At 64.7% G+C, this 22,875-nt stretch carries 25 protein-coding genes and 1 tRNA gene; 11 read left to right on the top strand and 15 right to left on the bottom strand.

Annotation, left to right across the window (positions count from 1 at the left end):
* Window positions 1–99 precede the first annotated feature (99 nt).
* The 4 genes from nagZ (at window position 100) to RA21_RS01085 (ending at window position 2,848) form a co-directional block, all read left to right on the top strand.
* On the top strand, window positions 100–1,104 hold the full coding sequence (gene nagZ, locus RA21_RS01070) for a beta-N-acetylhexosaminidase (RefSeq protein ID WP_039145588.1): 1,005 nt from the start codon (window positions 100–102) through the stop codon (window positions 1,102–1,104).
* Entirely contained in the window at window positions 1,097–1,891 is a 795-nt protein-coding gene (locus tag RA21_RS01075) for a segregation and condensation protein A (protein WP_019296543.1), read from the top strand. The genes nagZ and RA21_RS01075 overlap by 8 nt, the downstream gene beginning before the upstream one ends.
* Window positions 1,891–2,568, top strand: coding sequence for an SMC-Scp complex subunit ScpB (gene scpB, locus RA21_RS01080; protein ID WP_019296542.1), 678 nt, complete (start codon window positions 1,891–1,893; stop codon window positions 2,566–2,568). The genes RA21_RS01075 and scpB overlap by 1 nt, the downstream gene beginning before the upstream one ends.
* An 82-nt stretch (window positions 2,569–2,650) precedes the next feature.
* On the top strand, window positions 2,651–2,848 hold the full coding sequence (locus RA21_RS01085; protein WP_019296541.1) for a hypothetical protein: 198 nt from the start codon (window positions 2,651–2,653) through the stop codon (window positions 2,846–2,848).
* On the opposite strand, the gene RA21_RS01090 is transcribed toward RA21_RS01085, so the two are convergent.
* A complete protein-coding gene (locus RA21_RS01090) occupies window positions 2,841–3,998 on the bottom strand; it encodes an MFS transporter (protein ID WP_052257560.1) in 1,158 nt (385 codons plus the stop codon). The genes RA21_RS01085 and RA21_RS01090 overlap by 8 nt on opposite strands.
* A gap of 44 nt (window positions 3,999–4,042) precedes the next feature.
* Between RA21_RS01090 and RA21_RS01095 the strand changes: the two genes are divergently transcribed.
* Window positions 4,043–4,603 (top strand): Lrp/AsnC family transcriptional regulator, encoded by a 561-nt coding sequence (locus RA21_RS01095; protein WP_241483457.1) that lies wholly within the window; start codon window positions 4,043–4,045, stop codon window positions 4,601–4,603.
* Between the two features lie 151 nt (window positions 4,604–4,754).
* Here the strand turns inward: RA21_RS01095 and RA21_RS01100 are convergent, their stop codons facing one another.
* The 8 genes from RA21_RS01100 to RA21_RS01135 form a co-directional block, all read right to left on the bottom strand.
* On the bottom strand, window positions 4,755–5,834 hold the full coding sequence (locus RA21_RS01100) for a 2'-deoxycytidine 5'-triphosphate deaminase (RefSeq protein WP_039145590.1): 1,080 nt from the start codon (window positions 5,832–5,834) through the stop codon (window positions 4,755–4,757).
* Between the two features lie 125 nt (window positions 5,835–5,959).
* Window positions 5,960–6,036 (bottom strand) — tRNA-Pro (locus RA21_RS01105).
* Window positions 6,037–6,234: 198 nt separating this feature from the next.
* The gene (locus RA21_RS23100) at window positions 6,235–8,421 is read right to left on the bottom strand and encodes a MerR family transcriptional regulator (protein WP_241483458.1); all 2,187 of its coding nucleotides are present in this window, start codon (window positions 8,419–8,421) and stop codon (window positions 6,235–6,237) included.
* Between the two features lie 16 nt (window positions 8,422–8,437).
* Window positions 8,438–8,740 carry an integration host factor subunit alpha gene (gene ihfA, locus RA21_RS01115; RefSeq protein ID WP_008207184.1) on the bottom strand — a complete coding sequence of 101 codons (303 nt, stop codon included), beginning with the start codon at window positions 8,738–8,740 and terminating at the stop codon, window positions 8,438–8,440.
* Between the two features lie 101 nt (window positions 8,741–8,841).
* A complete protein-coding gene (locus RA21_RS01120) occupies window positions 8,842–9,813 on the bottom strand; it encodes a beta-ketoacyl-ACP synthase III (protein ID WP_019296536.1) in 972 nt (323 codons plus the stop codon).
* 18 nt (window positions 9,814–9,831) lie between these two features.
* Window positions 9,832–10,944 (bottom strand): phosphate acyltransferase PlsX, encoded by a 1,113-nt coding sequence (gene plsX, locus RA21_RS01125; RefSeq protein ID WP_039145593.1) that lies wholly within the window; start codon window positions 10,942–10,944, stop codon window positions 9,832–9,834.
* Between the two features lie 37 nt (window positions 10,945–10,981).
* Window positions 10,982–11,188 carry a 50S ribosomal protein L32 gene (rpmF, locus tag RA21_RS01130; RefSeq protein ID WP_008558107.1) on the bottom strand — a complete coding sequence of 69 codons (207 nt, stop codon included), beginning with the start codon at window positions 11,186–11,188 and terminating at the stop codon, window positions 10,982–10,984.
* 224 nt (window positions 11,189–11,412) lie between these two features.
* A complete protein-coding gene (locus RA21_RS01135; protein ID WP_039145595.1) occupies window positions 11,413–11,949 on the bottom strand; it encodes a YceD family protein in 537 nt (178 codons plus the stop codon).
* Between the two features lie 101 nt (window positions 11,950–12,050).
* Between RA21_RS01135 and RA21_RS01140 the strand changes: the two genes are divergently transcribed.
* The 3 genes from RA21_RS01140 (at window position 12,051) to RA21_RS01150 (ending at window position 15,207) form a co-directional block, all read left to right on the top strand.
* On the top strand, window positions 12,051–12,524 hold the full coding sequence (locus RA21_RS01140; protein WP_029204843.1) for an outer membrane protein assembly factor BamE: 474 nt from the start codon (window positions 12,051–12,053) through the stop codon (window positions 12,522–12,524).
* A 64-nt stretch (window positions 12,525–12,588) separates the two neighbouring features.
* Complete coding sequence (locus RA21_RS01145) at window positions 12,589–13,329, top strand: GNAT family N-acetyltransferase (protein WP_052257561.1); 741 nt, start codon at window positions 12,589–12,591, stop codon at window positions 13,327–13,329.
* A 69-nt stretch (window positions 13,330–13,398) separates the two neighbouring features.
* Window positions 13,399–15,207 (top strand): ABC-F family ATP-binding cassette domain-containing protein, encoded by a 1,809-nt coding sequence (locus tag RA21_RS01150; protein WP_082008870.1) that lies wholly within the window; start codon window positions 13,399–13,401, stop codon window positions 15,205–15,207.
* A 145-nt stretch (window positions 15,208–15,352) separates the two neighbouring features.
* Here RA21_RS01150 and RA21_RS01155 read toward each other — a convergent pair whose 3' ends face one another.
* Both RA21_RS01155 and RA21_RS01160 read right to left on the bottom strand, forming a co-directional pair.
* Window positions 15,353–15,907, bottom strand: coding sequence for a sugar O-acetyltransferase (locus tag RA21_RS01155; protein ID WP_039145603.1), 555 nt, complete (start codon window positions 15,905–15,907; stop codon window positions 15,353–15,355).
* A gap of 150 nt (window positions 15,908–16,057) precedes the next feature.
* On the bottom strand, window positions 16,058–16,345 hold the full coding sequence (locus RA21_RS01160) for a putative quinol monooxygenase (RefSeq protein WP_039145605.1): 288 nt from the start codon (window positions 16,343–16,345) through the stop codon (window positions 16,058–16,060).
* A 95-nt stretch (window positions 16,346–16,440) separates the two neighbouring features.
* Here RA21_RS01160 and RA21_RS01165 point away from each other — a divergent pair, with 95 nt between their 5' ends.
* Window positions 16,441–16,797, top strand: a complete 357-nt coding sequence (locus RA21_RS01165) for a winged helix-turn-helix transcriptional regulator (RefSeq protein WP_019298567.1) — start codon at window positions 16,441–16,443, stop codon at window positions 16,795–16,797.
* A gap of 299 nt (window positions 16,798–17,096) precedes the next feature.
* Here RA21_RS01165 and RA21_RS01170 read toward each other — a convergent pair whose 3' ends face one another.
* A complete protein-coding gene (locus RA21_RS01170) occupies window positions 17,097–17,852 on the bottom strand; it encodes an SDR family NAD(P)-dependent oxidoreductase (RefSeq protein WP_039145607.1) in 756 nt (251 codons plus the stop codon).
* A 100-nt stretch (window positions 17,853–17,952) separates the two neighbouring features.
* Window positions 17,953–18,867, bottom strand: a complete 915-nt coding sequence (locus RA21_RS01175) for a GNAT family N-acetyltransferase (RefSeq protein WP_052257562.1) — start codon at window positions 18,865–18,867, stop codon at window positions 17,953–17,955.
* Between the two features lie 46 nt (window positions 18,868–18,913).
* Between RA21_RS01175 and RA21_RS22785 the strand changes: the two genes are divergently transcribed.
* Entirely contained in the window at window positions 18,914–19,051 is a 138-nt protein-coding gene (locus RA21_RS22785; RefSeq protein ID WP_193747109.1) for a hypothetical protein, read from the top strand.
* Window positions 19,052–19,347: 296 nt separating this feature from the next.
* Here RA21_RS22785 and tyrS read toward each other — a convergent pair whose 3' ends face one another.
* Entirely contained in the window at window positions 19,348–20,604 is a 1,257-nt protein-coding gene (tyrS, locus tag RA21_RS01180) for a tyrosine--tRNA ligase (RefSeq protein WP_039145609.1), read from the bottom strand.
* A gap of 143 nt (window positions 20,605–20,747) precedes the next feature.
* On the opposite strand from tyrS, the gene RA21_RS01185 reads away from it, so the two are divergent.
* Window positions 20,748–21,857, top strand: coding sequence for an anhydro-N-acetylmuramic acid kinase (locus tag RA21_RS01185; protein ID WP_039145611.1), 1,110 nt, complete (start codon window positions 20,748–20,750; stop codon window positions 21,855–21,857).
* 81 nt (window positions 21,858–21,938) lie between these two features.
* On the opposite strand, the gene RA21_RS01190 is transcribed toward RA21_RS01185, so the two are convergent.
* Window positions 21,939–22,841: a fatty acid desaturase gene (locus tag RA21_RS01190; RefSeq protein WP_039145618.1), complete on the bottom strand. Its 903-nt coding sequence runs from the start codon at window positions 22,839–22,841 to the stop codon at window positions 21,939–21,941.
* Window positions 22,842–22,875: the final 34 nt, after the last annotated feature.

Raw genomic sequence — 22,875 nt, forward strand, 5'->3', positions numbered from 1 at the left:
CCCGCCCCCCACGGGGCGGGCGCTTTGCACCCTCCCCGCCGGGCCGGGCGCAGCCCTTTTTGTCACTGACTGGGGGAGCGCGAACACCAGGGGGCAATCATGACCTACGGAGCCACGATCCTTGATGCCGAGGGCCTGCGGCTGAGTGCAGATGAAAAGGCGTTCTTCCGTGATGCGGATCCCTTCGGCTTCATCCTGTTTGCCCGCAATCTGGAAGACGTTGAGCAGATCCAGGCCCTGTGCAACGACTTCCGCGAGGCGGTGGGCCGCAATTGCCCGATCACCATCGATCAGGAGGGCGGCCGGGTGCAGAGGCTGCACAAGCCGCTGGCGCGCAACTGGCGCCCGCCGCTGGAGCATGTGCAGCTGGCCGGCGAGGACGCCGTCCGTGCCATGTATCTGCGCTACCGTCTGATTGCGCATGAGCTGCACACCCTGGGCATCGACAGCAATTGCGCCCCGATCGCTGACATCGCCTATGCGGAGACTCACGAATTCCTGCGCAACCGGTGTTATGGCACCAGTGCCGCAACCGTGGCGCGGATTGCCCGTGCGGTGGCCACCGCACATCTGGACGGCGGTGTGCTGCCGGTGCTGAAACACATCCCCGGCCACGGCCGCGCCACCGCCGACAGCCACCTGGACCTGCCGCATGTGGCCAGCCACCCGGAAATGCTGGAGGAAGGCGATTTTGCCGCCTTTGCGGCACTCAATGACCTGCCGCTGGGGATGACCGCGCATCTGGTCTATGACGCCTATGACGACCGCCCGGCCACAACCTCTCCGGTGATGATGCGGCTCATTCGGGAGCGCATCGGCTTTGACGGGCTGATCATGACCGACGACATATCGATGAAGGCGCTGCAGGGCTCGCTGGCCGGCAACGCCCGCGCCTCGATCGAGGCAGGCTGCGATGTGGTGCTGCTGTGCAATGCCTCGCTGGAGGAACGGATCGCCGTGGCTGAGGCCGCAGGCACCATGAGCGAAGCGGCACAGACCCGCGCAGAGCGCGCGCTGGAGGCCCGCCGCGCGCCTGTTGCCCTTGACATTATGAGCGCTGAAAGAGAACTTGCCGCCCTCATGGGCGGGCAGGTGTATGGCTGAGCAGACACTTTTTTCAGAAGCGGACACGAGCGTAGAGGAACGGCTGGCGGCCGAGGCCCTGATCGTGGACGTGGACGGGTTCGAAGGCCCGCTCGACCTGCTGCTGACGCTGTCGCGCACGCAGAAAGTCGATTTGCGCAAGATCTCGGTGCTGGAGCTGGCAAAACAGTACCTGGCCTTTGTCGAGAAGGCCAAGGAACTGCGTATTGAGCTGGCCGCCGACTATCTGGTGATGGCGGCCTGGCTGGCGTTCCTGAAATCCCGTCTGCTGCTGCCCCCCGATCCGGAGGAAGAGGGCCCGTCGGGCGAGGAATTGGCCGCCCACCTGGCATTTCAGCTGGAGCGCCTTCAGGCGATGCGCGACGCCGCCGCACGGCTGATGGGGCGCGACCGGCTGGGCCGCGACTTCTTTGCCCGCGGCGAGGAAGAGAACGTCGCCCGGATCAAGACCGTGACCTATACCGCCAACCTCTTGGATCTGATGCAGGCCTATGCCCGCATCCGCACCAAGGAGGATTTCCGTCCCTTCGTGATGGACCGCGACTCGGTCTTCACCATGGAGGAGGCGCTGGACCGGATGCGCCATCTGCTGGGCTTTACCGGCGACTGGACCGACCTGATCAGCTATCTGCCGGACGGCTGGCACAGCGATCCGGTCAAGCGCCGTTCAGCGACTGCGGCGACCTTTGCCGCCTCGCTGCAGCTGGTCAAGGAAGGCAAGGCAGAGCTGCGCCAGAGCGAAACATTTGCGCCCATTCAGCTGCGCAGCCTCGACGAGGATACCTGATGGAAGATCAGATCATGGACGCGGCCAGCAGCTCTGGCCGGACCGAGAACGACACCCTGTTTGACGCACCGCCCATGGCAGAGCAGGAGCGGATGGTGGAGGCGGTGCTGTTTGCCAGCGCCGAGCCCGTTACCTTACGCGACCTGGAAGGCCGCATGCCGCCCGGCTGCAACCCGCGCGAGGCGCTGGAGCATCTGCGCAAGCGCTATGAGGGGCGTGGTGTGCGCGTCGTGCGCCTGGGTGATGCCTGGGCGATCCGCACCGCTCCGGACCTTGGCTTCCTGATGCAGAAGGAAACCACCGAGCTGCGCAAGCTGAGCCGCGCCGCGATCGAAACCCTGGCCATTGTCGCCTATCACCAGCCGGTGACACGGACGGAGATCGAGGAAATCCGCGGTGTGTCGGTGTCGCGCGGCACCATCGACCAACTGATGGAGATGGATTGGATCCGCCTCGGCCGCCGCCGGATGACACCGGGCCGGCCGGTGACCTTTGTGGTGACGCCGGATTTCCTGGACCATTTCGGACTGGAAAGCGCCCGCGACCTGCCGGGCCTCAAGGAACTGCGCGCCGCGGGCCTGCTGGAGAACCGGCCGCCGCCGGGAAGCCTGCCGCTGGGTCAGGGCGGCGACGAGGACGACGAGGCGGAAGAACAGGCGGAACTGTTCGAGGAGTGACGCCTCCGTGGCCTCGAGCGCCCGGAAATTGCCGCATTACTCTTCTACGGTGGCAGGCAAGCGAAGGCAGAGGACTGAGGCCATGAATGCGAACTGGATTATCCGCATGGTGCTGCGCCGCCTGATCGGGCGCGCGGTTAATGCCGGGCTGCGCCGCGCGGCGCAACACGGTGCGCAGCGGCTCGGCAAGAGCAAAGGGCCGGCACCGGGGTTCGGAGCCGGCCCCAGCCCGCAGCGCAAATTCCGCAATGCAAGGTCACGCATTCCCAAGGTCAAGTAGCGGAACTAGCGGGCAGCGCACCACCGGGCTTTCGCCGGAGGCCAAACGCCTCAGCCGCGCCGCTGAGCGCTAGGAAGGCCGATAGCCCCAGGCAGCCCGCCAAACCCCATCCTGCAAACAGCAGCCCGCCCGCGAAAGGCGCCGCAAAGACGCAGAGATAGGTGACGGTGCTGTAAAGCCCCATGATGGCGCCGCGCTGCGCAGGCTCCAGCGCCGTAAGGCGCGCCACCAGCAGGTTGAGGGCAAGATGCTGGAACATGCCCCAGACCAGGGCCGCCCCCAACAGTAGCAGGTATTGCGGTGCCACCGCCATCATTAGCAGGTAGCTGGCTGTGACCGCCAGCAGCACCGGCGCAGTGGCGCGGGCCAGTCCCAGCCGGTCCAGCAGCGGATCCAGCAGCACCGCGAGGCCAAAGCCGATTCCGTAGAACAGCGGCAACAGGCCCGCCTGCGTGGTGCTGAGGCCAAGCGCTTGGGTGATATGGGCACCGGTAAAGAAATAGCTGCAGTAAAACCCCATCATCAGCAGCGCGGTTGCCAAGAGGCCGCGGAAGATTCCCGGCACCCGAAGCGCCGTCAGCGGAGAAGTTGCCTGGCCGCTGGGGCTGCCTGCGGCGCGCATCGGCGAGGAGGCCGCCCATAAGGTCAGCGCCACACCCGCCAGGGTTCCGTAGACCGCGCGCCAGCCCGCGAGATCGGTGGCCCAGGCGCTGACGCTGACACCCAGCACCATCGACACGGTCCAGCCCGCCAGCACGTAGCCCAGCACCCGCGCCTCGCGTCCCTTGGGGGCTATCACCATTGCCAGCGTGTAGATCGAGGGCAGGGCGGCTCCGGCCGCCAGCCCACAGACCGCCTGCGCTGCCATCAGTGTCCAGACATCCGGTGCTGCGGCGCTGGCGCCCAGCCCGGCCCCAAGCAGCAGGAGGGCAGCACGCATCAGCCGCCCGGCACCGATCCGGTCCCCGAGCGGCGCCAGCAGCAAGGCTGCGGCGGCAACCCCCAGCCCATAGGCGCTGGCTGCCCGCATCACCTCTGCCGTGGTGGCATCCAGGGTCTGGCTGACCGCCGTCACCACCGGGGACAGCAGCAGGGAGTTGGCGCCAATCACGCCAATGGCGCTCATCAGGATCAGAATCGGGGTTCGCATGGGTTTACCTTGAAGAATGTTCAGATATCTTTGCTATGTGCTGAATGATGTTCTGTGAAGGGCGGGCGAAGATGGTCAGGGAAAAAACAGATGAGGTTCGGAGGAACGGCGGGGCCGCCCGTGTTCTGGACGCATTGGACCGAAAAATATTAGGCGCGCTGAGCGTCGATGCGACGCTCTCCTACGCCGCCATCGGCCAGGAAGTGGGCCTCTCGGCGCCCGCGGTGCATGAGCGGGTGAAGCGGCTCAGGGCCTCTGGCGCGATCCGGGCGACGGTGGCGCAGCTGGACGGGCCTGCTGTGGGCAAGCCGATGCTGGCCTTCATCCATGTGGACACGGTCGGCTGGGGCAAGACGGCGGAACTTATGTCGCTGGAAGCCTGGCCGGAGGTGGAGGAGATTCACACTGCCACCGGCGACACCTGCCTGATCCTCAAGGTGAGGGTGGCCTCGCCGCATGCGCTGGAGGGGCTCTTGGCCCGGATCTATGATGTCGAAGGGGTGCGCGGCACCCGCACCTATATGACGCTCTCCACCCATCTGGAGCGCACCGTGCAGGCCGGCGTCAGCGCGGAACTGGAAGAGGATTTATATATCAAGCGTTGAGGGCGCGGTGAAGTAACGGATCTATCGCCTGGCCGAAGGCCGGGCAGCGCCCGCCCCGCCCCCGTCAAACCGGAGGTTTGCCTCCGGCAAAACGGGCGAGCGCTTCGCTTCCTGCCCCGCCGGGCCGGGCGCAGCCCTTAGCTGCAGATGATTACTCCGGCGTCTTGAAATGCTTCGACAGTTTCAGCCCCTGGCCCTGATAGTTGGAGGCAATGCCCGCACCATAGAGCTGCTCCGGCACCTCGGCCATCTTCTCATAGACCAGGCGGCCAACCACTTGGCCGTGCTCCAGCACAAACGGCGCCTCGTGGCAGCGCACTTCCAGTACCCCGCGGGAGCCGGTGCCGCCGGCGGCGTCATGGCCGAACCCGGGGTCGAAGAAACCGGCGTAATGCACCCGGAATTCACCGACCATCGCCAGATAGGGGGCCATCTCCGCCGCATAGGCGGGCGGGATATGCACCGACTCGCGGCTCACCAGAATATAAAACGCACCGGGGTCCAGGATGATGCGGCCATCCTTGGTGCGTACCTCTTCCCAGTATTCCTGCGGGTCGTATTCGCCGATCCGGTCCAGGTCGATGACGCCGGTGTGCGGCTTGGCGCGGTAGCCGACCAGATCGGTGCCGGGCAGTTTCAGATCGACGGAGAAGCCAAGACCGTCCTCGATCACCGCCTCGCCATCCACCAGCGGCGAGCCGGCGTGCAGCATCTTCAATTCCGCATCCGACAGCACCGCCTGGCCGGTGCGGAACCGGATTTGGTTGAGTCGCATGCCGGGGCGCACCAGCACCGAAAAGGAGCGGGGGCAGATTTCTGCGTAAAGCGGGCCGGTGTAGCCGGGCTTGATGCGGTCAAACTCCTCGCCGCCGTCGGTGATGGTGCGGGTCAGGAGGTCCAGCCGCCCGGTGGAGCTTTTGGCGTTGGCGACGGCAGAGACATCATCCGGCAGCGCCAGCCCTTCCATCAGCGGCACCACGTAGACGCAGCCCTTCTCCAGCACCGCGCCGTTGCTCAGGTCGATCCGGTGCATCTCAAATTCGGTCAGCCGGTCGGAAACGCTGCGGCCCTGGCCGGCCAGAAACGACGCCCGCACCCGGTAGGCCACATTGCCGAGGCGCAAGTCGAGGCTGGCGGGCTGCACCTGGCCCTCCACCAGCGGTGTGCTGACGGTGATCTCCCCGCGTTCCAGCATCATTTCAATGGTTTGGCTGGGCAAAACGCCTGTCATTCTCTGTCCCCTCCGCGCGCCGGCTTTGCGGCGATGCTGTCCCATCCGGGCGCCATGCGCAATCGGCAAAGCTGGTTCCGGATGTGAAAACGCCCGGGTGCGTGAACACCCGGGCGTTTTTCATATGGTCGGGCTAGCAGGACTCGAACCTGCGACCTTCCGTCCCCCAGACGGACGCGCTACCAGGCTGCGCCATAGCCCGTTGCAAAGCCTTCTAACCGTTTTCGCAGCAGGGGCAAGAGGGGGCAGCAAGATTTTTTGCGGCCCTGCAAAGAAATTCAGCAGCCAGAAGCGGTTGCCGGGGCAGACACAGACGGCATCCGTTTCCCGGCGCGGGAAACGGCTCGGAAATCACGTGATTTCCGGGCCGGAATTCGCGCCGAATTCCGGCTTGCCGGCTTCAGGGCCTGTTCTGAACAAAAGCGCGCAGTTCATCGGCGCAGGCGGCAATGCCTGCCAAAGACCGCGGCGGCAGGCTGCGGGTTTCGGCCAGAAGCGTCAGGATGCCGGGCTGCACCGGGGCAGGGACGGCGGCTTCTTCGTCTGCCGCAGGCTGCTGTTCGGACATGTCCGCCGGTTCAGGTTCCGTTAGTGCCTCTGTCTGCTGTTCCGCACTCTCTGCCAGCGCAGGCTCCGTCTCTGCATCGGTCAGGGCATCTGCCTGCATATCCGGCTCTGCTTCCGCGAACACATCCGGCTGGGCATCTTGTCCGGCTTCCGCAAGAACCTCCGCTTCGCCGTCGTCCTGTGCGTCGTCCCCGCCGCCGTTGAAGCCGGTCGCGAATTCCAGCGCGTCCACCTGACGGGCAGCTTCGTCCAGATCATGCGGTGGGAAGGCTGCGGCGGGATCAGAGGGCTGATCTTCCTCCGGCTCTGGCGCTGCTTGCACGGACTCTTCTGCGGAAACGGCGAAGTCCAGCGGCTCCTCGGGCTGCAGTCCTGCAGCTGCAACCAGCGTGTCTTCTGCGGGCTCGGGCTCTGCCTGAGGCTCCGGCTCCGCCACGGGTTCAACTGCGGGGGCAGCCTCCTCTGTGAACTCAGCCGCAGCGGAAGCGGCTTCCGGTTCGGGGTTCTGAACGGCGTCCCGCATTTCTTCTGCTGCAGACAGTCCGGCGGCTGCGGGCACTCCGGCGGCAGTGCTGTCCTGCGCGAAGTTTTGCGGTTCCGCGGCCAGGTCCTCAGCGGGGGCTGATTCCGCCTCGTCCAAGTGCTCCTGACCGCTCAGCGGCGCGATATCCTCCAGCGGAGCAGGTGCCGTATCGGGGGCTGGGTTCGCTGCCACTTCCTGGCCAGTTTCCTGCGCGTCCTCTTGCAGCTGTTGCGCAGCCGCAGGTGGTGTCTCGGCCGCGGCAGGATCCTCCGCGGAAAGGGTTTCCGCCTCTTCCTCCGGTTCGGGCAGATGTTCCTGTCCGGTCAGGGGGGCGATCTCTTCCAGCGGTGAGGGCTGAGATTCGGGGGGGGTCCCTGCGGCAGCCTCTGGCGCGGTTTCCAAAGTTGCTTCCGCGGCTTCCGGCGCGGCCGCAAGCGCTTCCTCCGCAGGAGCGGGTGTGTCTGCAAAGGTTTCCTGCAGCTCCTCTGCGCCGTCAGCCGTTTCAGGCGCGGGGTCAGGGTCCGCGGCGGCCTCCGTCAGCTCCGGGGCCGGCGAATTCTCTTCAATGGCGGCCGGCTCTGCGGCGGCCTGATCCGCAAAAAGATCCTGCGGTGCCTGGCCGGTGGGCTCGGCCGGCTGTTCCGGGGCGGAATCACCCTCATGCAGAGCGGCTGCCGCAGCGGTTTCCTGTGTCTGAACCTGAGATGCAGATGCCTCATCGGGCATCACAGCGTCCGCTGCACCGGACAGCGGTTCCGGGGCTGCTTCAGACGCTGGCAGCGATGGCTCAGGCTGATCCTCAAACGGTGCAGAAGTTGCAGGCGCAGGCGTTTCGGGGGCCTCCGGGGCGCCGTCCTGGGGGGGCAAACCTGTTACGGCGGTTGCCGGCGGTTCTGCCTCTGCGCCGGATGGTTCCCCTGCAGGGGCCGCTGGCATCCCGCCGGAGGGGGCAGTGCTGCCTCCCGCTGCGGGTGGAGCCAGATCCATCTGCATTTGCGGCGCAGCGGCAGCTTCGGGCCGCGGGGAAGCGGGGGCTGGCTCCGCGGATGCGGAGGCCGGCGGGGCAGCGTCTGCACCGGAGGCTTGCGGGAAGCCAACCACATTGCTGTCTTCGGGGGGGGCTTCGGACGCGGCCTCAGCGCTTTGCTCCAGCGACTGATCCCAGTCATCGCCCAGCTTGTCCGCGGGCGGCGGCGCCTCAACAGCAGGCTCTTCCTCGCCGTCCAGCGGATGCGACAGGCTGGCGACATGGGCCACGCCCTGCTCGCGCAGCAGTGCCTGCACTTCCTTGATCGACAATCCGTCGACGTGCAGCAGTTTCCTGATCCCGCCCAGCAGCTGCATGTCCGCAGGCCGGTAATAGCGCCGCCCGCCGGCGCGCTTTACAGGTTTGACCTGGGTGAACTTGCTCTCCCAGAAGCGCAGAACATGCGCCTGCACGTCCAGCCAATCCGCAACTTCACTGATGGTGCGGAAGGCGTCCGGTGATTTCGACATGGCTTAATTGGTCCCGTTACTTACGGTTGCCGTCTGCCACGCGGTCTTTCATCAGGTGGGAGGGCCGGAAGGTCAGCACGCGGCGCGGCTGGATCGGCACTTCTTCGCCCGTCTTCGGGTTGCGCCCGACCCGGGCCGACTTGTCCCTTACGCTGAAGGTGCCGAACGAGGAAATCTTAACCTGTTCACCGCGCACCAGGGCATCCGACATATGCTGCAGCATGCTTTCTACCAGCTGTGCGCTTTCGTTGCGCGACAGGCCGACTTCCCGGAAAACAGCTTCACTCAAATCCATTCTTGTCAGTGTTTTTTCGCCCATACCAATCCCCGTTGTTTGCCAAAGCATAGGGCGGAGGGAATTTCCCTGTCAATATCAATGAATTGCACCGGGGTATTCGGGCGGAAATTAGAGCTGCGCGGTTACCAGCGCAGCACAACTGCTCCCCAGGCCAGGCCGCCGCCGATGGCCTCAGTCACGATCAGATCGCCTTCCTTGATCTGGCCGCGTTCCTTGCCGACCGACAGGGCCAGCGGGATGGAGGCGGCGGAGGTATTGCCGTGATCCTGCACGGTAACCACCACGTTGTCCATGCTGAGGCCCATTTTCTTGGCTGTGCCCTGGATGATGCGGATGTTGGCCTGATGCGGCACGATCCAGTCGACATCCGCTGCCGACAGGCCTGCACGGTCCAGCGCGGTGTTGGCGGTGGAGGCGAGTTTTTCGACCGCGTGGCGGAACACCTGATTGCCCTGCATCCGCAGATGGCCGGTGGACTGGGTCGACACCCCGCCGTCCACGTACAGCAGGTCCTTGTAGCGGCCGTCGGAGTTGAGGTCGGTCGCCAGGATGCCGCGGTCCGCATTGGTGCCGGGCTGTTCCTGCGCTTCCAGCAGCAGCGCCCCGGCACCGTCGCCGAACAGCACACAGGTGCCGCGGTCGGTCCAGTCCATGATCCGGCTGAAGGTCTCTGCGCCGATCACCATCACCCGGTTTGCCTGGCCCGAAGCGATCAGAGCGCTGGCATTGCTGAGCGCATAGACAAAACCCGCGCAGACCGCCTGCACGTCAAAGGCAAAGCCCTTGGTCATGCCCAGCTTGGACTGCACCATGGTGGCAGCAGAGGGGAAGGTGAGATCCGGGGTGGAGGTGGCCACAACGATGGCATCCACATCATCCGCGGTCAGGCCCGCGTCCGCCAAAGCGCGTTCAGCTGCCTTGGCGGCCATATCCGATGTGGTCTCTCCCTCAGCGGCAAAATGGCGGCGTTCGATGCCGGAGCGGCTGCGGATCCATTCGTCCGTTGTGTCCAGCGTGGCTTCGAATTCCGCGTTTTCAACCACCCGTTCGGGGAGATAGTGTCCTGTGCCAACAACTACCGCGCGTCGCGTCATCCGTCTGCCTGCCTATTTTCAGTCTTTTTCGGTGGCCGCCCGCATCTCGCGGGGGGCAGTATTATCTTGGGTATGCAGGCCGGCAGATGCAACCCGCGCGGCCAGCTTTTCGGCGAATCCGTGCTGTGCCAGCCGGAACGCCAGCTTGACTGCAGCGGAGACGCCCGTGGCATCGGCGCCGCCATGGGATTTCACCACCGTGCCGTTGAGGCCCAGGAACACGCCGCCGTTGACGCGGCGCGGGTCCATCCGCTTGGACAGCCGTTTCAGCGAGGTCATCGCCAGAACCGCGGCAATCTTGGACAGGAACGAGTACCCGAACGCCTCGCGCAATGCGGTGCGCATCAGGCTGGCGGTGCCTTCGCCGGTCTTGATTGCCACATTGCCGGTGAAACCATCGGTCACGATCACATCGGCAATATCGCCGGGAATGTCGCTGCCCTCGACAAAGCCGACAAACTCGTAATTCGCCTGCCCGGCTTGGTCTGAGATAAGCCCGTAGGCCTCCTTCAGCTCGGCGCGGCCCTTGTGTTCTTCGGTGCCGACATTCAGCAAGCCCACGCGGGGGCGGATGATGTCCATCGAGTTGCGCACGTAAGACGTGCCCATCAGGGCAAATTGCAGCAGATCCTCTGCATCCGCCTTCACGTCGGCGCCGACATCCAGCATCACGTTGAAGCCTTGCGGGTTCAGCGAGGGCCAGAGGATCGCAATGGCGGGCCGGTTGACGCCCGGCAGCTTGCGCAGGCGCAGCATCGACAGCGCCATCAGCGCGCCGGTGTTGCCGCAGGAGACGGCGCCCGAGGCCTCGCCGTTCTTGACCGCATCCAGCGCCGACCACATCGAGGTGCCCTTGCCGTTGCGCATCACCTGGGAGGGTTTATCCTCCATGGTGACCACATCGCGGACATCGCGGATCTCGACGCGGCCTTTCAGGGCGCGCTTCTTGGCAACCAGCGGTGTCAGCTGATCCGCGGGCCCGTGCAGGATAAACCCGATATCCGGGTTCTTTTCTGCAGACATGGCAATGCCGGCCACCACAACTGCGGGGCCGGCGTCTCCGCCCATGGCGTCAACAGAAATAGTGATGCGGCCGGCTTTTGCCTGATTTTGATCGGGTTTACCCGTCATGCGAAAGCCTGCCTGGCATCAGGATCCTGTCCGTGGCTTACGCCGCGTCCTCGTCGATCTCGATCTCGTCAGCCGCTGCGACGATTTCCTTGTCGTCGTAATGGCCGCAGGAGGGGCATACGTGGTGCGGGCGCTTCAGCTCGCCGCAGTTGCCGCATTCGTTCGGGTTCGCAGCAACCAGTGCATCGTGCGCGCGGCGGTTGTTGCGGCGCGATTTGGATACTTTGTTCTGTTGGACGGCCATGTCTCAACCTTTGTCTGTTTGGGCCTTGGGGCCATCCCCGCGGCGCGATTGCATTCTGTTCGATCAGTCTGACGTGCGTTTAGGCGTCTGCCCAAGCATTGTCCAACCAAAAATTCCGATGAGCGCGCGAAAATACTGCGAATCTCCGCTGGCGCAAGCTGTTTTTTACGGCAGGCAGAAGGGCGGCGCCAGAGGCGATTTTCTGCGCTGCAAAAATTCTGCCCTCAGTCCTCATCTTTCAGCTGGCCGCGCAGCGCGGCAAGGCCCGCGAAAGGCCGGGTGTCCTCGTCCCGCATCGGCTGTACGCCATCCTCGGCATAAACGGCTTCGCCGAGTTCTGCGCCGTCCTTGCGCGGATAGGCGGGGATATGCAGTGCCAGCGCCTCAGCCATCACGGCAGCCGGGTCGATGTGTGTGCCCAGCGGTTCGATGCTGTCATCTTCGGGCATTTCGACCTCGGCACCTTCCGGGGTCTCAACGCGGGCTAGGTAGGTGATCTCCACCTGTTCCTCGATCCGGGTGGTGACCGGCTCCAGCGTCACCACGCAATCCTGCACCACGGTGGCGCCCAGGCGGCCGGTCAGTTTCCAGTCCTTCTTGCCCATCGCCTTGATTTCACCGGTGAAGCGCAGTTTGCGCACTGCGTTCACCCCCATTTCCGCCGCAAGCGCGGTCAGGGTGTCCTTGTCCGGGATGATTTCAAAGGCAGTCGGGGTGTTCTGAGGCAGGTCCGCGACCCGCAAAGCGGTGCTGTCAGACATATTCGGGGACTTTCGTTTCTTGAACCGGAGGCGGTCATTAGGTAATCGGGTTAAAAGACGTATTCAAGCCGCCGGTCATGGCGGCAGGCTGGGGGGCAGTCATGGTTGCAAAGGCATTTCACTTCAAGGCCGTTTTGCGCGGCGCAGTATTTGCGGCGGCAGGGCTGGCACTGGCGGCCTGCACGTCCGTCTACCGCAAGCACGGTTATGTGCCGTCGCCGCATCAGCTGGCCGAAGTGGTGCCGGGCATCGACACACGGGATTCGGTGGCGGAAACCATCGGCATCCCGTCCTCGACCGGCGTGCTGAACGACAGCGGCTATTACTATGTCGCCACCCGGTTCCGCCACTACGGGGCCAAGGCGCCCGAGCCGGTGGCACGCGATCTCGTGGCGATCAGTTTCGACACTTCGGGCGTGGTGCAGGCAATCGAGCGTTACAGCCTGGAGGATGGTAAGGTGGTGCCGCTGGAGCGCCGGGTGACCAGCTCCGGTGTGCAGGACAACACCTTCCTGCGCCAGCTCTTGGGCAACCTGGGCAACTTTGGCCCCGGTCAGCTGCTGAACAACGAATAAGCCGGCTTCACTGCTCTGTCACAGCGCATATGTTATGGGCTGAGCCGGAAAGCTGGAGGCCGCCGTGGCGGAACCTGAGATATTGCTGAGCAAGGGGCGCTACCGTGCCCGGCTTGCTGCGGGTGCCGATGATGTGGCGGCGGCACAGGCGCTGCGGACACTGTGTTTCCGGACCGCCGCCGCCGACAGCGACCCCTTTGACAGCCGGTGCACCCATGTTCTGGTGGAGGAAAAGGCCAGCGGCGCGCTGGTCTGCTGTTTCCGGCTGCTGCTGCTGGAGGGCGGCGCAGTGCTGGAGCAAAGCTATTCGGCGCAATTCTATGATCTTTCTGCGCTCCAAAACTTTGCGGGGCGGATGGCGGAGCTGGGCCGCTTTTGCACGCACCCGGAATGGCAGGATCCCGACATCCTGCGTATCGCCTGGGGGGCATTGACGGGCCTTGTAGACGGGCAGGGGGTGCAGATGCTTTTTGGCTGCTCCTCCTTTGCGGGCACCTCGGCCGAGCCCTACAAGGAATCCTTTGAATTGCTGCGGCAGCGGTATCTGGCGCCTGCGCAGTGGCGCCCGGCTGAAAGGGCGCCTGAGGTGGTGCGTTTTTCCGTGGAGTCGCCGCGGACGGCAGATGTGAAGAAGGCACTGCAGGCGATGCCGCCCTTGCTGCGGGCCTATTTGGCGATGGGCGGCTGGGTCAGCGGTCATGCGGTGGTGGACCGGCAGATGAACACGCTGCATGTCTTCACCGGCCTTGAGACCGGCGCAATTCCTGACGCCCGCAAGCGGCTGCTGCGGGCAGTGGCCGGGTGATTATGAGTATTTCAGGAAAGATGAACGGGGAGCGTTGACGGGATTTGGCCGCCGGGGTAGCTGGCTGGCATGGCACGTATTCCTCTTTTGCAGATGTCCGGCATTTCCCTCACCTTCGGGGGTGATCCGGTTTTTTCGAACCTTGATCTGGTGGTGCAGCCCGGCGACCGGGTGGCGCTGGTGGGCCGCAACGGCTCGGGAAAATCCACGCTGATGAAGGTGATGGCGGGGATTGTTGAAGCCGATCAGGGCGACATCGTGGTGCCGCCGGGCAAATCCGTCGGCTACATGGAGCAGGACCCGAAGATGGAGGGGTTCGCTACCTTAGGCGATTTTGCCGCCAGCGAGTTGGACCCCGGCGAAATGTACAAGGTGGAACGCGCGGGCGAGGGGCTGAAATTTGATCCCGCAAGGCCGGTGGAAACTGCCTCCGGCGGCGAGCGGCGGCGCGCGGCGCTGGCCAAGCTGATGGCCGAAGCGCCGGACCTGATGCTGCTGGACGAGCCGACCAACCATCTGGATATCGAGGCGATCACCTGGCTGGAGAATGAGCTCAAAGGCACCCGCGCGGCCTTTGTGCTGATCTCCCACGACCGGGCGTTTCTGCGGGCGTTGACCCGCGCCACCCTGTGGGTGGACCGCGGCGAGGTGCGCCGCCAGGAAAAGGGGTTTGAGCATTTCGAGGCCTGGCGCGACAAGACCTGGGAAGACGAGGACATGCAGCGCCACAAGCTGAACCGGCTGATCAAGTCGGAAAGCCGCTGGGCGGTGGAAGGCATCTCTGCCCGGCGCAAGCGCAATATGGGTCGGGTGCGGGCGCTGCAGGACCTGAAGGCGGAACGCGCAGGCCAGATCAAGCGCCAGGGCGCCGCCGAGATGGCGCTCGAGGCAGGCCCCAAGTCGGGCCGCAAGGTGATCGAGGCCGAGGGGCTGAGCAAGGCGTTTGGCGGCAAGGAGATCGTCAGGGATTTCTCACTGAAAGTGCAGCGCGGCGACCGGGTGGCCTTTGTCGGCCCCAATGGCGCCGGGAAGACCACGCTATTGAAGATGCTGCTCGGGACGGAAGACCCGGATGCGGGTTCTGTGAAGCTGGGCACCAATCTGGAGATCGCCCTGTTCGACCAGACCCGTGACCAGCTGGACGGCGATTCGACCCTTTGGGAGAACCTGACGGCCGATCCGCTGCTCGGCATATCCGGCAAGGCCGATCAAGTGATGGTGCGCGGCCAGCCCAAGCATGTGGTGGGCTACCTGAAGGAGTTCCTGTTCGACGAGCGCCAGGCGCGGGCGCCAGTGCGCTCGCTGTCGGGCGGCGAGAAGGCGCGGCTGTTGCTGGCGCGGCTGATGGCGCGGTCCTCGAACCTGCTGGTTTTGGACGAACCGACCAACGATCTGGATGTGGAGACGCTGGACCTGCTGCAGGAGCTGTTGGACAACTACGACGGCACTGTGCTTTTGGTCAGCCACGACCGGGATTTCCTGGACCGGGTGGCAACCACCACCATTGCCATGGAAGGAAACGGGCGGGCCACGGCCTATGCCGGCGGCTGGAGCGACTACATCGCGCAGCGCGGGCCGCTGGAGGTTTCTGAGAAAGCGGAGAAGGTGAAGCCTGCAAAGGTAAAGCCCAAGCAGGAGAGCCAGCCCAAGGACGGGCTCAGCTTCAAGGAGAAGCTCCGGCTGGAGGCGCTGCCTGCGGAGATCGAACGGCTGGAAGCGGAGATCGGCAAGCTGCAGGAGCTGATGAGCGATCCCGAGCTGTTCACCCGCGAGCCGGTCAAGTTCAAGAAGGCCACCGAGGCGCTGGTGGAGCGGCAGGAAAAGCTGGCTGCAGCCGAAGAGGAATGGCTGGAGCTGGAGGAGAAGGCTGGGGCCTGAGGCCGGTTCCCCAGTTAGGTCAGTACGCCTGACCAAATGTTTCGCGCGCGAAACATTTGGTCAAGGATGCTGCCGTAATGATTTGGAAAGTATTAAGAAAGTTGAATCGCGGGTGAAGGCGGCGGGCGCTGGATTTACCCTTTGATTACCCCTGCCGGAGGCGGGCGGGATTGCCGGTGACGGTCTGGTCCGCGGCGACATCTTTGGTCACCACGGCGCCCGCGCCGACGATGGCGCCGTCGCCGATGGTGACGCCCGGCAGGATGATCGCGCCGCCGCCGATCCAGACATCTGCGCCAAGGGTGACGGGAAGGGCGATCTCCAGCCCCGTGGCCCGCAACTCCCTGTCTTTATGGTGCTGGGCGCAGTAGATCTGCACGTTCGGACCCAGCATAGTGCCATCGCCGATGCTGACGGGGGCGGTGTCCAGAATGGTGCAGCCCGCGTTCATGTAGACGTTGTTGCCTAGCCGGATGTTGACGCCGTAGGCGCAGTGAAACGGCGCCTCGATCAGGCAGTTTTCGCCGGCGGCGGTGAAGAGGTTGGCGAGCGGCGGGCTGAGGTTCTCAGCCGGATCAGGCAGTGCGGTGTTGTGCTGATGCACCGCAACCCGGGCCTGGTGGCGCAACGCGGAGAGTTCGCTGTCCAGGCAACAGTACCATTCCCCTTCCTGCATTTTCTGCCGTTCGGATTTGTTCATCGGGGCCTCCTGACCCGGAGTGAAGGGCGGGCGGCATCGATTGTCAATTGCGGGTGTGCTCCCGCACCCGCAGGCGCCCTGGCTTTGCCAAGGCGCCCTTTTGCGGCCTTGGGCCGGGCACCGCTGGTGCGGTGCCCGGCGGGCAGAAGCTCAGGCGGTTTGGGTCATCTCATTGAGGGTAAAGGCGGCCACCGCGCCCTCAGTCGCGGTCATATAGGCGGCCAGATGCGGTGCGTTCATGTGCTGCTGCCACAGCTCCCGCGATTCCCAGGTTTCGTAGAACACGAAAAACCCGGGCGTCTGGTTGTCCTGGTGCAGGTCATAGCGGATGCAGCCGTCCTCGGCGCGGGTGATGGGCACCAGCTTTTCGAGTTCAGCTTTGACCAGGGCTTCTTTACCGGGCTGGGCGGTAATCTGGGCGAGAATTGTCAGGGCCATTTGGGCCTCCTGTTCTTGAGGGATGTGACGGGACGGGATATGGCTGCACGGTGTATTCTGCGCAAGAACGCACATTTTGTGAGGGTAGGTACAAAATGGATACTGTAGATCAGGGCGAAAGCCGGGCCGCACGGTTCGAGACTTACGATTGCAGCGGCGGCTGCCCGGTTGAGGCGGCGCTGGAGCAGATCTCCGGCAAGTGGAAGGGGCTGATCGTCTATCACCTGCTGCCCGGCACCTTGCGGTTCAATGCCCTGGCGCGGGCACTGGGGGATGTGACGCAGCGCAGCCTGACCAAGCAGCTGCGGGAGCTGGAGGCGGATGGCATCGTGCACCGCAAGGTTTACGCCGAGGTGCCGCCGCGGGTGGAATACAGCCTGACCGGCAAGGGACAGGCGCTGCGCCCGGTGATCGAGGCGCTGGCGGCCTGGGGTGCCGGGCCGGGGAGCTAAGGCAGCGGCTTGGCAAGAAACTCCCGCGGCCGCAGGTGCCCTGGCTGCGCCAAGGCGCCTTTGTGCGGTCGTGGGCCGTTCGTTGCTGCGCAACGCTGAAGGTTTTGCTGAGAAGCGCTTCAGGGGCAGGTTTGCCCCTCAAGACTCCATCACAAGTGTGTTCTTTTTTGAGGCCGCCTCAAGGGTGAACGGCGCAAGCGCCGCCGCTTTGGGCTCCGCCCGTTCGCAAGCGAAACGCTCCCCCGGAGCGTTTCCAGGGAGCTTGCTCACCCCTTGACCCGCCCGCAACGGAAGGGGCATCAGCGCATGCGCAGGGCGCCGTCTATGCGGATGACCTCGCCGTTGAGGTAGCCCATCTCGACGATGAAGCCGGCGAGACGGCCGTATTCGCGCGGGTCGCCCAGGCGGGCGGGGTTGGGAACGTCGGCGGCCAGCTGCTGCTGCACCTCTTCCGGCAGGCCGGCCAGCATCGGGGTCATGAAGATGCCGGGCGCAATGGTCATCACCCGGATGCCGGAGGACGCGAGATCGCGCGCCATCGGCAGGCACATGCCGGCAACACCACCCTTGGAGGCAGCATAGGCGGCTTGGCCCTTTTGCCCGTCAAAGGCCGCAATCGACGCGGTGTTGATGATCACGCCGCGGGCGTTGTCCGCATCAGGCGCGTTCTTGGCGATCTCGACAGCGGCGAGGCGGGCGACGTTGAAGGTGCCGACCAGGTTGATGTCGATGGTGCGCTTGTAGGCATCCAGCGGGTGCGCGCCCTCCTTGCTCACGGTCTTGGCGCCGATGGCGATGCCCGCGCAGTTCACGCAAGCGGTGATCTTGCCCATCTTCTCTGCCGCGTGGGCGATGGCAGCGGAGACCGAGTCTTCGCTAGTTACATCGGTCTGGGCGAAGTGGCCGCCGATTTCCTCTGCCACCTGAGTGCCGCGTTCGGCGTCGCGGTCGAGGATGGTGACCTGAGCGCCTTGTTCGGCGAAATAGCGCGCGGTGGCCTCACCCAGGCCGGAGGCGCCGCCGGTGACGACGGCTGCGGTGTCTGCAAGTTTCATGAGCGGGGCTCCTCCCGGTTATCTGAACATCTGTTCATATAATGGAGAGGCCGGGCACCTGTCCAGCGGGACGGGACGTCGCGGACTTACGAGAAACCTGTCAGGCCATTTGCTGCCGGTCGAGCAAGGCCAGCGGGCGCAGGAGGCGGCCCAGCGGCTGCCAGAGACCCCAGGTGCCGCCCAGACGGTGCAGATGGGCGCCGGTGCCGAGTTTGAAGCGGGCAAGGCCTGGGGCGTCCTCGGTGTTGATGAGGCCGAGGTCGAGCCGGCAGATTCCCTTGGCGGCGAGCCAATTGGCGGCCTCCCACAATAGGAGGGGATGGGCGCTGAGCTGTTTGCCGCGGGCGGTGGTATGGGCGATGTGGTAGGTGGCGGTGCTGCCGTGGGTCAGGATCAGGATGGCGGCAACCGCTTCCTTGCCCTCAAACGCCTGGAAGAGTTTTGCCTGGCCCTTGTTTTCGCGGGTATAGGCGAGGGTGAGGCCAATGGGCCAGCTGCGGTAGCCGCGCTGTGTTTGCTGTGCCGCGTCGGCCTGGAACAGCCAGTGGCGCACGTCATGCGGCAGGTTCTGGCGGGTGAGGCGGAGGTTTTGCGCTTCTCCGTGCTTCAGCCGGTTGCGCCATTTCTGATGCAGGGCGGCGCGGCGCTGCTCTGCATCGCCTGTCAGGTCCCAGAGCGCGGCATGGGCTGGCGTGGCCAGCGGCACGGCGCCGAGGCGGGCAAGATGCGGCGCCGGGGATTCGGGCGACAGGATCAGCGGGGTGCGGGCGAAGCCGCCTGTGCGCAGGGCGGCCATCAGCGGTGCGGGATCAGTCAGGTCCGCCCGGTTTACCATCGCCAGCCGCAGCCCGCCGTGGAAGCGGCGGCGCAGTACCAGCGTGCCATTCAGCATCCGGGGCTCCTGTCCGCAGGCCATCAGCGCGCGGGCAAACTCCGGCGATTGCTGCAGGGCGCGGGGCCGGGGGCGAGTGGTTGCTGCTGCGGGCAGATCGGGATCGGGGGCGCTGTCGAACATGGGGTTATTAACGCACTGGAAACCTAAATCATGGTTAATTTCAGGCATGAAGAAAGCAAAACAGATCATGGGGCAGGCGGCAGCCGCCCCGCGGATGACCAAGGCGGCGGCGCTGCTGATTGCCATCGGCCTGTCAGTGCCGGTGTTTTTAGTGCTGACGCTGGTGGAAGCGCTGTTTTTCTGAGGCAGGATGATTTGCTGAGAGGCGTTTAAGGTCAGGTCTGCCCTTAAGCGCCTTTTTGAGTGTATCCTGGCCTTCCCCGCCTCAAGGGTAAACCGTGCTGCGCACGGCCGCATGCGCGGTCCTTGACCCGGGGCTGGCCTGAAGGGCCGTTGCATGAAACCGCTGGCGCGCCGCGCAGCGGCGCCCCGCCCAACCGTGAGGACCCGTCTTTGACGGGGCTGGAACGGGCGGGAGCATCTGCAGGCAAGAAAAAAGGGAGCGCGGAGGCCCCCTTTTTCCGTGTCATGTTAGAAGGTTCAGCCGTCCAGCTTCACCAGCGCGTGGCGTTTCTTGCCGGCGCTCAGCTTGATCGGCGAGGACAGCGCGCCTGCGTCGATCATCAGGCCTGCGTCGGTCAGCGGCTGGTCGTCGATCCGGGCGCCATTCTCGGAGATCAGCCGCTTGGCGTCCTTGCCGGATTTGGCGAGACCGGATTTCACGATCAGCTGCACGATCGAGATACCGTCGCCCAGGTCCGCAGGCGTCAGCGACAGCGTGGGCAGGTCGTCACCGACGCCGCCCTTTTCGAATACCTCGCGGGCGGTGGCTTCTGCCGCCGCAGCAGCCTCGGCGCCGTGCAGCAGGGTGGTCACCTCGTTGGCGAGGATCACTTTGCCCTCGTTGATCTCGGAGCCTTGCAGGGCGCCGATGCGTTCGCACTCCTCCACCGGCAGTTCGGTGTAGAGCTTCAGGAACCGGCCCACGTCGGCGTCGGTGGTGTTGCGCCAGAACTGCCAGAACTCATAAGGGCTGCGCATGTCGGCGTTGAGCCAGATCGCGCCTTCGGCGGTCTTGCCCATCTTCTTGCCATCCGAGGTGGTCAAGAGCGGCGAGGTGAGGCCATAGACCTCATGTTCGATGGTGCGGCGCGTCAGGTCGATGCCGTTGACGATATTGCCCCACTGGTCCGAGCCGCCCATCTGCAGGATGCAGCCGTAGCGGTTGTTCAGCTCCATGAAGTCATAGGCCTGCAGGATCATGTAGTTGAATTCGAGGAAGCTGAGCGACTGCTCGCGGTCGAGGCGGGATTTGACGCTCTCGAACGACAGCATCCGGTTCACCGAGAAATGGCGGCCGATGTCGCGCAGGAACTCGAGGTAGTTCAGCCCGTCCAGCCATTCGGCGTTGTTCAGCATCAGCGCCTTGTTCGGGGCGTCGGTTTCATAGTCGATGTAGGCGGAGAACACCTTTTTGATGCCAGCGATATTGTCGTCGATCTGTGCTTCGGTCAGCAGCGGGCGCTCGTCGGCGCGGAAGGACGGGTCGCCCACCTTGGTGGTACCGCCGCCCATCAGGGTGATCGGCTGGTGGCCGGTCTTCTGGAACCAGCGCAACATCATGATCTGAATGAGCGAGCCGACGTGCAGCGATTTCGCTGTGGCGTCAAAGCCGATATAGGCCGGGCGCACACCTTGCAGCAGGGCGTCGTCCAGGCCCTGATAATCGGTGCAGTCCGCGAGGAACCCGCGTTCCATCATGACTGCGACGAAATCCGATTTCGGTGTGTAGGTCATAACATGCCTCGGTCTATGGTTTTGCACCATGCCCTATAAATCGCATTGGCGCCGGTTGGAACCTGTTTTCCCGGCAAATTATGCGCTGTAGTATCCCCTGCAACGGGCGGTACGGCCCGGATCCAGAAGGATGGGGGCAGGCCATGAGCAGGGCCATTGCAAAAACGGGTGCGGTCAGGGCGCTGGGCGCGATGAGCGGCACCTCGCTGGACGGGGTGGATGCGGCGGTGGTGGTGACCGACGGCGCGCGCATTCACGGATTTGGCGAGAGCAGCTACCGCGAGTATTCGGCAGAAGAACGCAGCGTGTTGCGTGCGGGCCTCGGCAAGTGGGCGGGGCCGGAGGTTGAGGCCGCGGCAGAGGTTTGCGATGCGGCCCATGCGGCGGCGCTGGCGGAGTTCGGTGATGTGGAAATCATTGGCTTTCACGGCCAGACCCTGGCCCATGCGCCGCGGTTGCAGGGCACATTGCAGGTGGGCGACGGAGCAGCCTTGGCCGAAACGCTGGGCAAGCCTGTGGTCTGGGACTTCCGCACTGACGATGTGGCGATGGGCGGCGAGGGCGCGCCGCTGGCGCCGTTCTTCCATTTTGCCTGCGCCAAGTATATCGGCGCTGAGCGGCCCTTGTGCTTCCTGAATCTGGGCGGGGTTGGCAACCTCACCTATGTGGATCCGCGGTTTGACAGGCCCGAGCAGCCGGGTGCGCTCTTGGCCTTTGACACCGGCCCGGCCAATGCGCCGGTCAATGATCTGGTACAGGAGCGGTTGGGTATTCCCTGGGATGCGGACGGCAAAGTGGCGCGGTCCGGCACCGTGGAAACAGGCGCGCTGGAGCTGTTCCTGGCCGAGCCCTATTTCGCAAGAATGCCGCCCAAGTCGCTGGACCGGAACGATTTTGCCGAGATGGTCGGACTGGTCAATGAACTGAGCGATGCGGATGCGGCTGCCACCCTGATTGCCATGTGCGCGGCTGCCGTGGCGCAGGGCATGGAACATTGCCCTGAGCCGCCGGAGGTGGTGCTTGTCACCGGCGGCGGGCGGCACAACCCGGTGCTGATGGAGATGCTGCGGGTGTCGCTCGATTGTCCGGTAAAGCCGGTGGAGGACGCAGGGCTGGACGGCGACATGCTGGAGGCGCAGGCCTTTGCCCATCTGGCGGTACGGGTGTCGCGGGGAATGCCGACATCGGCGCCTGGCACCACCGGAGTCAGCGCCTGTGTGGGCGGCGGTGTGGTGAGCGTGCCGGGGGCGTAAGGTTGTGACCGGGCGGACAAGAAACTTCGAAGTTTCTTGGCAAATTTCTTCCAAGAAATTTGTGCGGCCTCTGGCGGCGGATCAGCGGGAGAGCTGGCGGAGGTAGTCCGCCGTGAACTCCCCGTACCCGTCTGACGTCGACTTCAAATGCGCGCGGGTGATCGCGTGGAAGGCCGGCAGCTGGTGAAAGGGCACATTCGGGAAAGAATGGTGCTCTGCGTGATAAGGCATGTTCCAGGCCACAAACCGCACCAGCCGGTTGGTGAAGGTGGTGCGGGAGTTTTCCAGCATGTTCGCCACCGGGGGGCAGAGACCGTGTTCCGCCAGCAGGTAGGCGCGTAGGACAGGCTGGCCGATCAGCAGCGGCACAATCCACAGCCACAGGATCAGCGGTGATACAAGCAGGCTCAGGATCGCGGCGGCGTAGATCGCCAGCAGCAGGCGCGCCTCCAGCCGCATGGCCGCGTGGCGGCGTTCCGGCAGGTAGGGCGCGGTGATGGTGCCAAAAGCGTTTTGCCAGAGGGTTGCCGCCATGCCGCGCCAATAGCCCCAGCCGCTCAGGTATTTCAGCCATTGAGCGAAGGTCTCCGGCCGCCCTCCGTGTTCCAGCTCCGGGTCGCGCTGAGGATCGTTGGTGTATTTGTGATGCGCCAGGTGGAAGTAGCGGAACCAGACAAAGGGCAGGGCGATGGCGACGGCGCAGAAATGACCTGCGGCCTCATTCATCCAGCCGCTTCGGAACGGGGTTTTATGGGTGCACTCGTGCGACAGGGTGAACAAGAAGACCAGAAGCACCCCCTGCGGCAGCATCAGAAGCGGCCAGAGGGGCACATGCAGCGCAATGCCGGTTGAGCAGGCGCCGAGCGCCGCCAGATACAGCGCCAGATGCCGCAGGCCCGCCGCGTCAGAGCGGGCGGTCAGTACCGCCTTGGTGTCCGGCGGCAGCGATTTGATGAGACGCGTGTGATCCGGTTCTGCAGACATATGGACAGTCTTGTCCAGACCGGCGATTCGCTGC

Source organism: Leisingera sp. ANG-DT, assembly GCF_000813785.1.
Lineage (GTDB): Bacteria > Pseudomonadota > Alphaproteobacteria > Rhodobacterales > Rhodobacteraceae > Leisingera.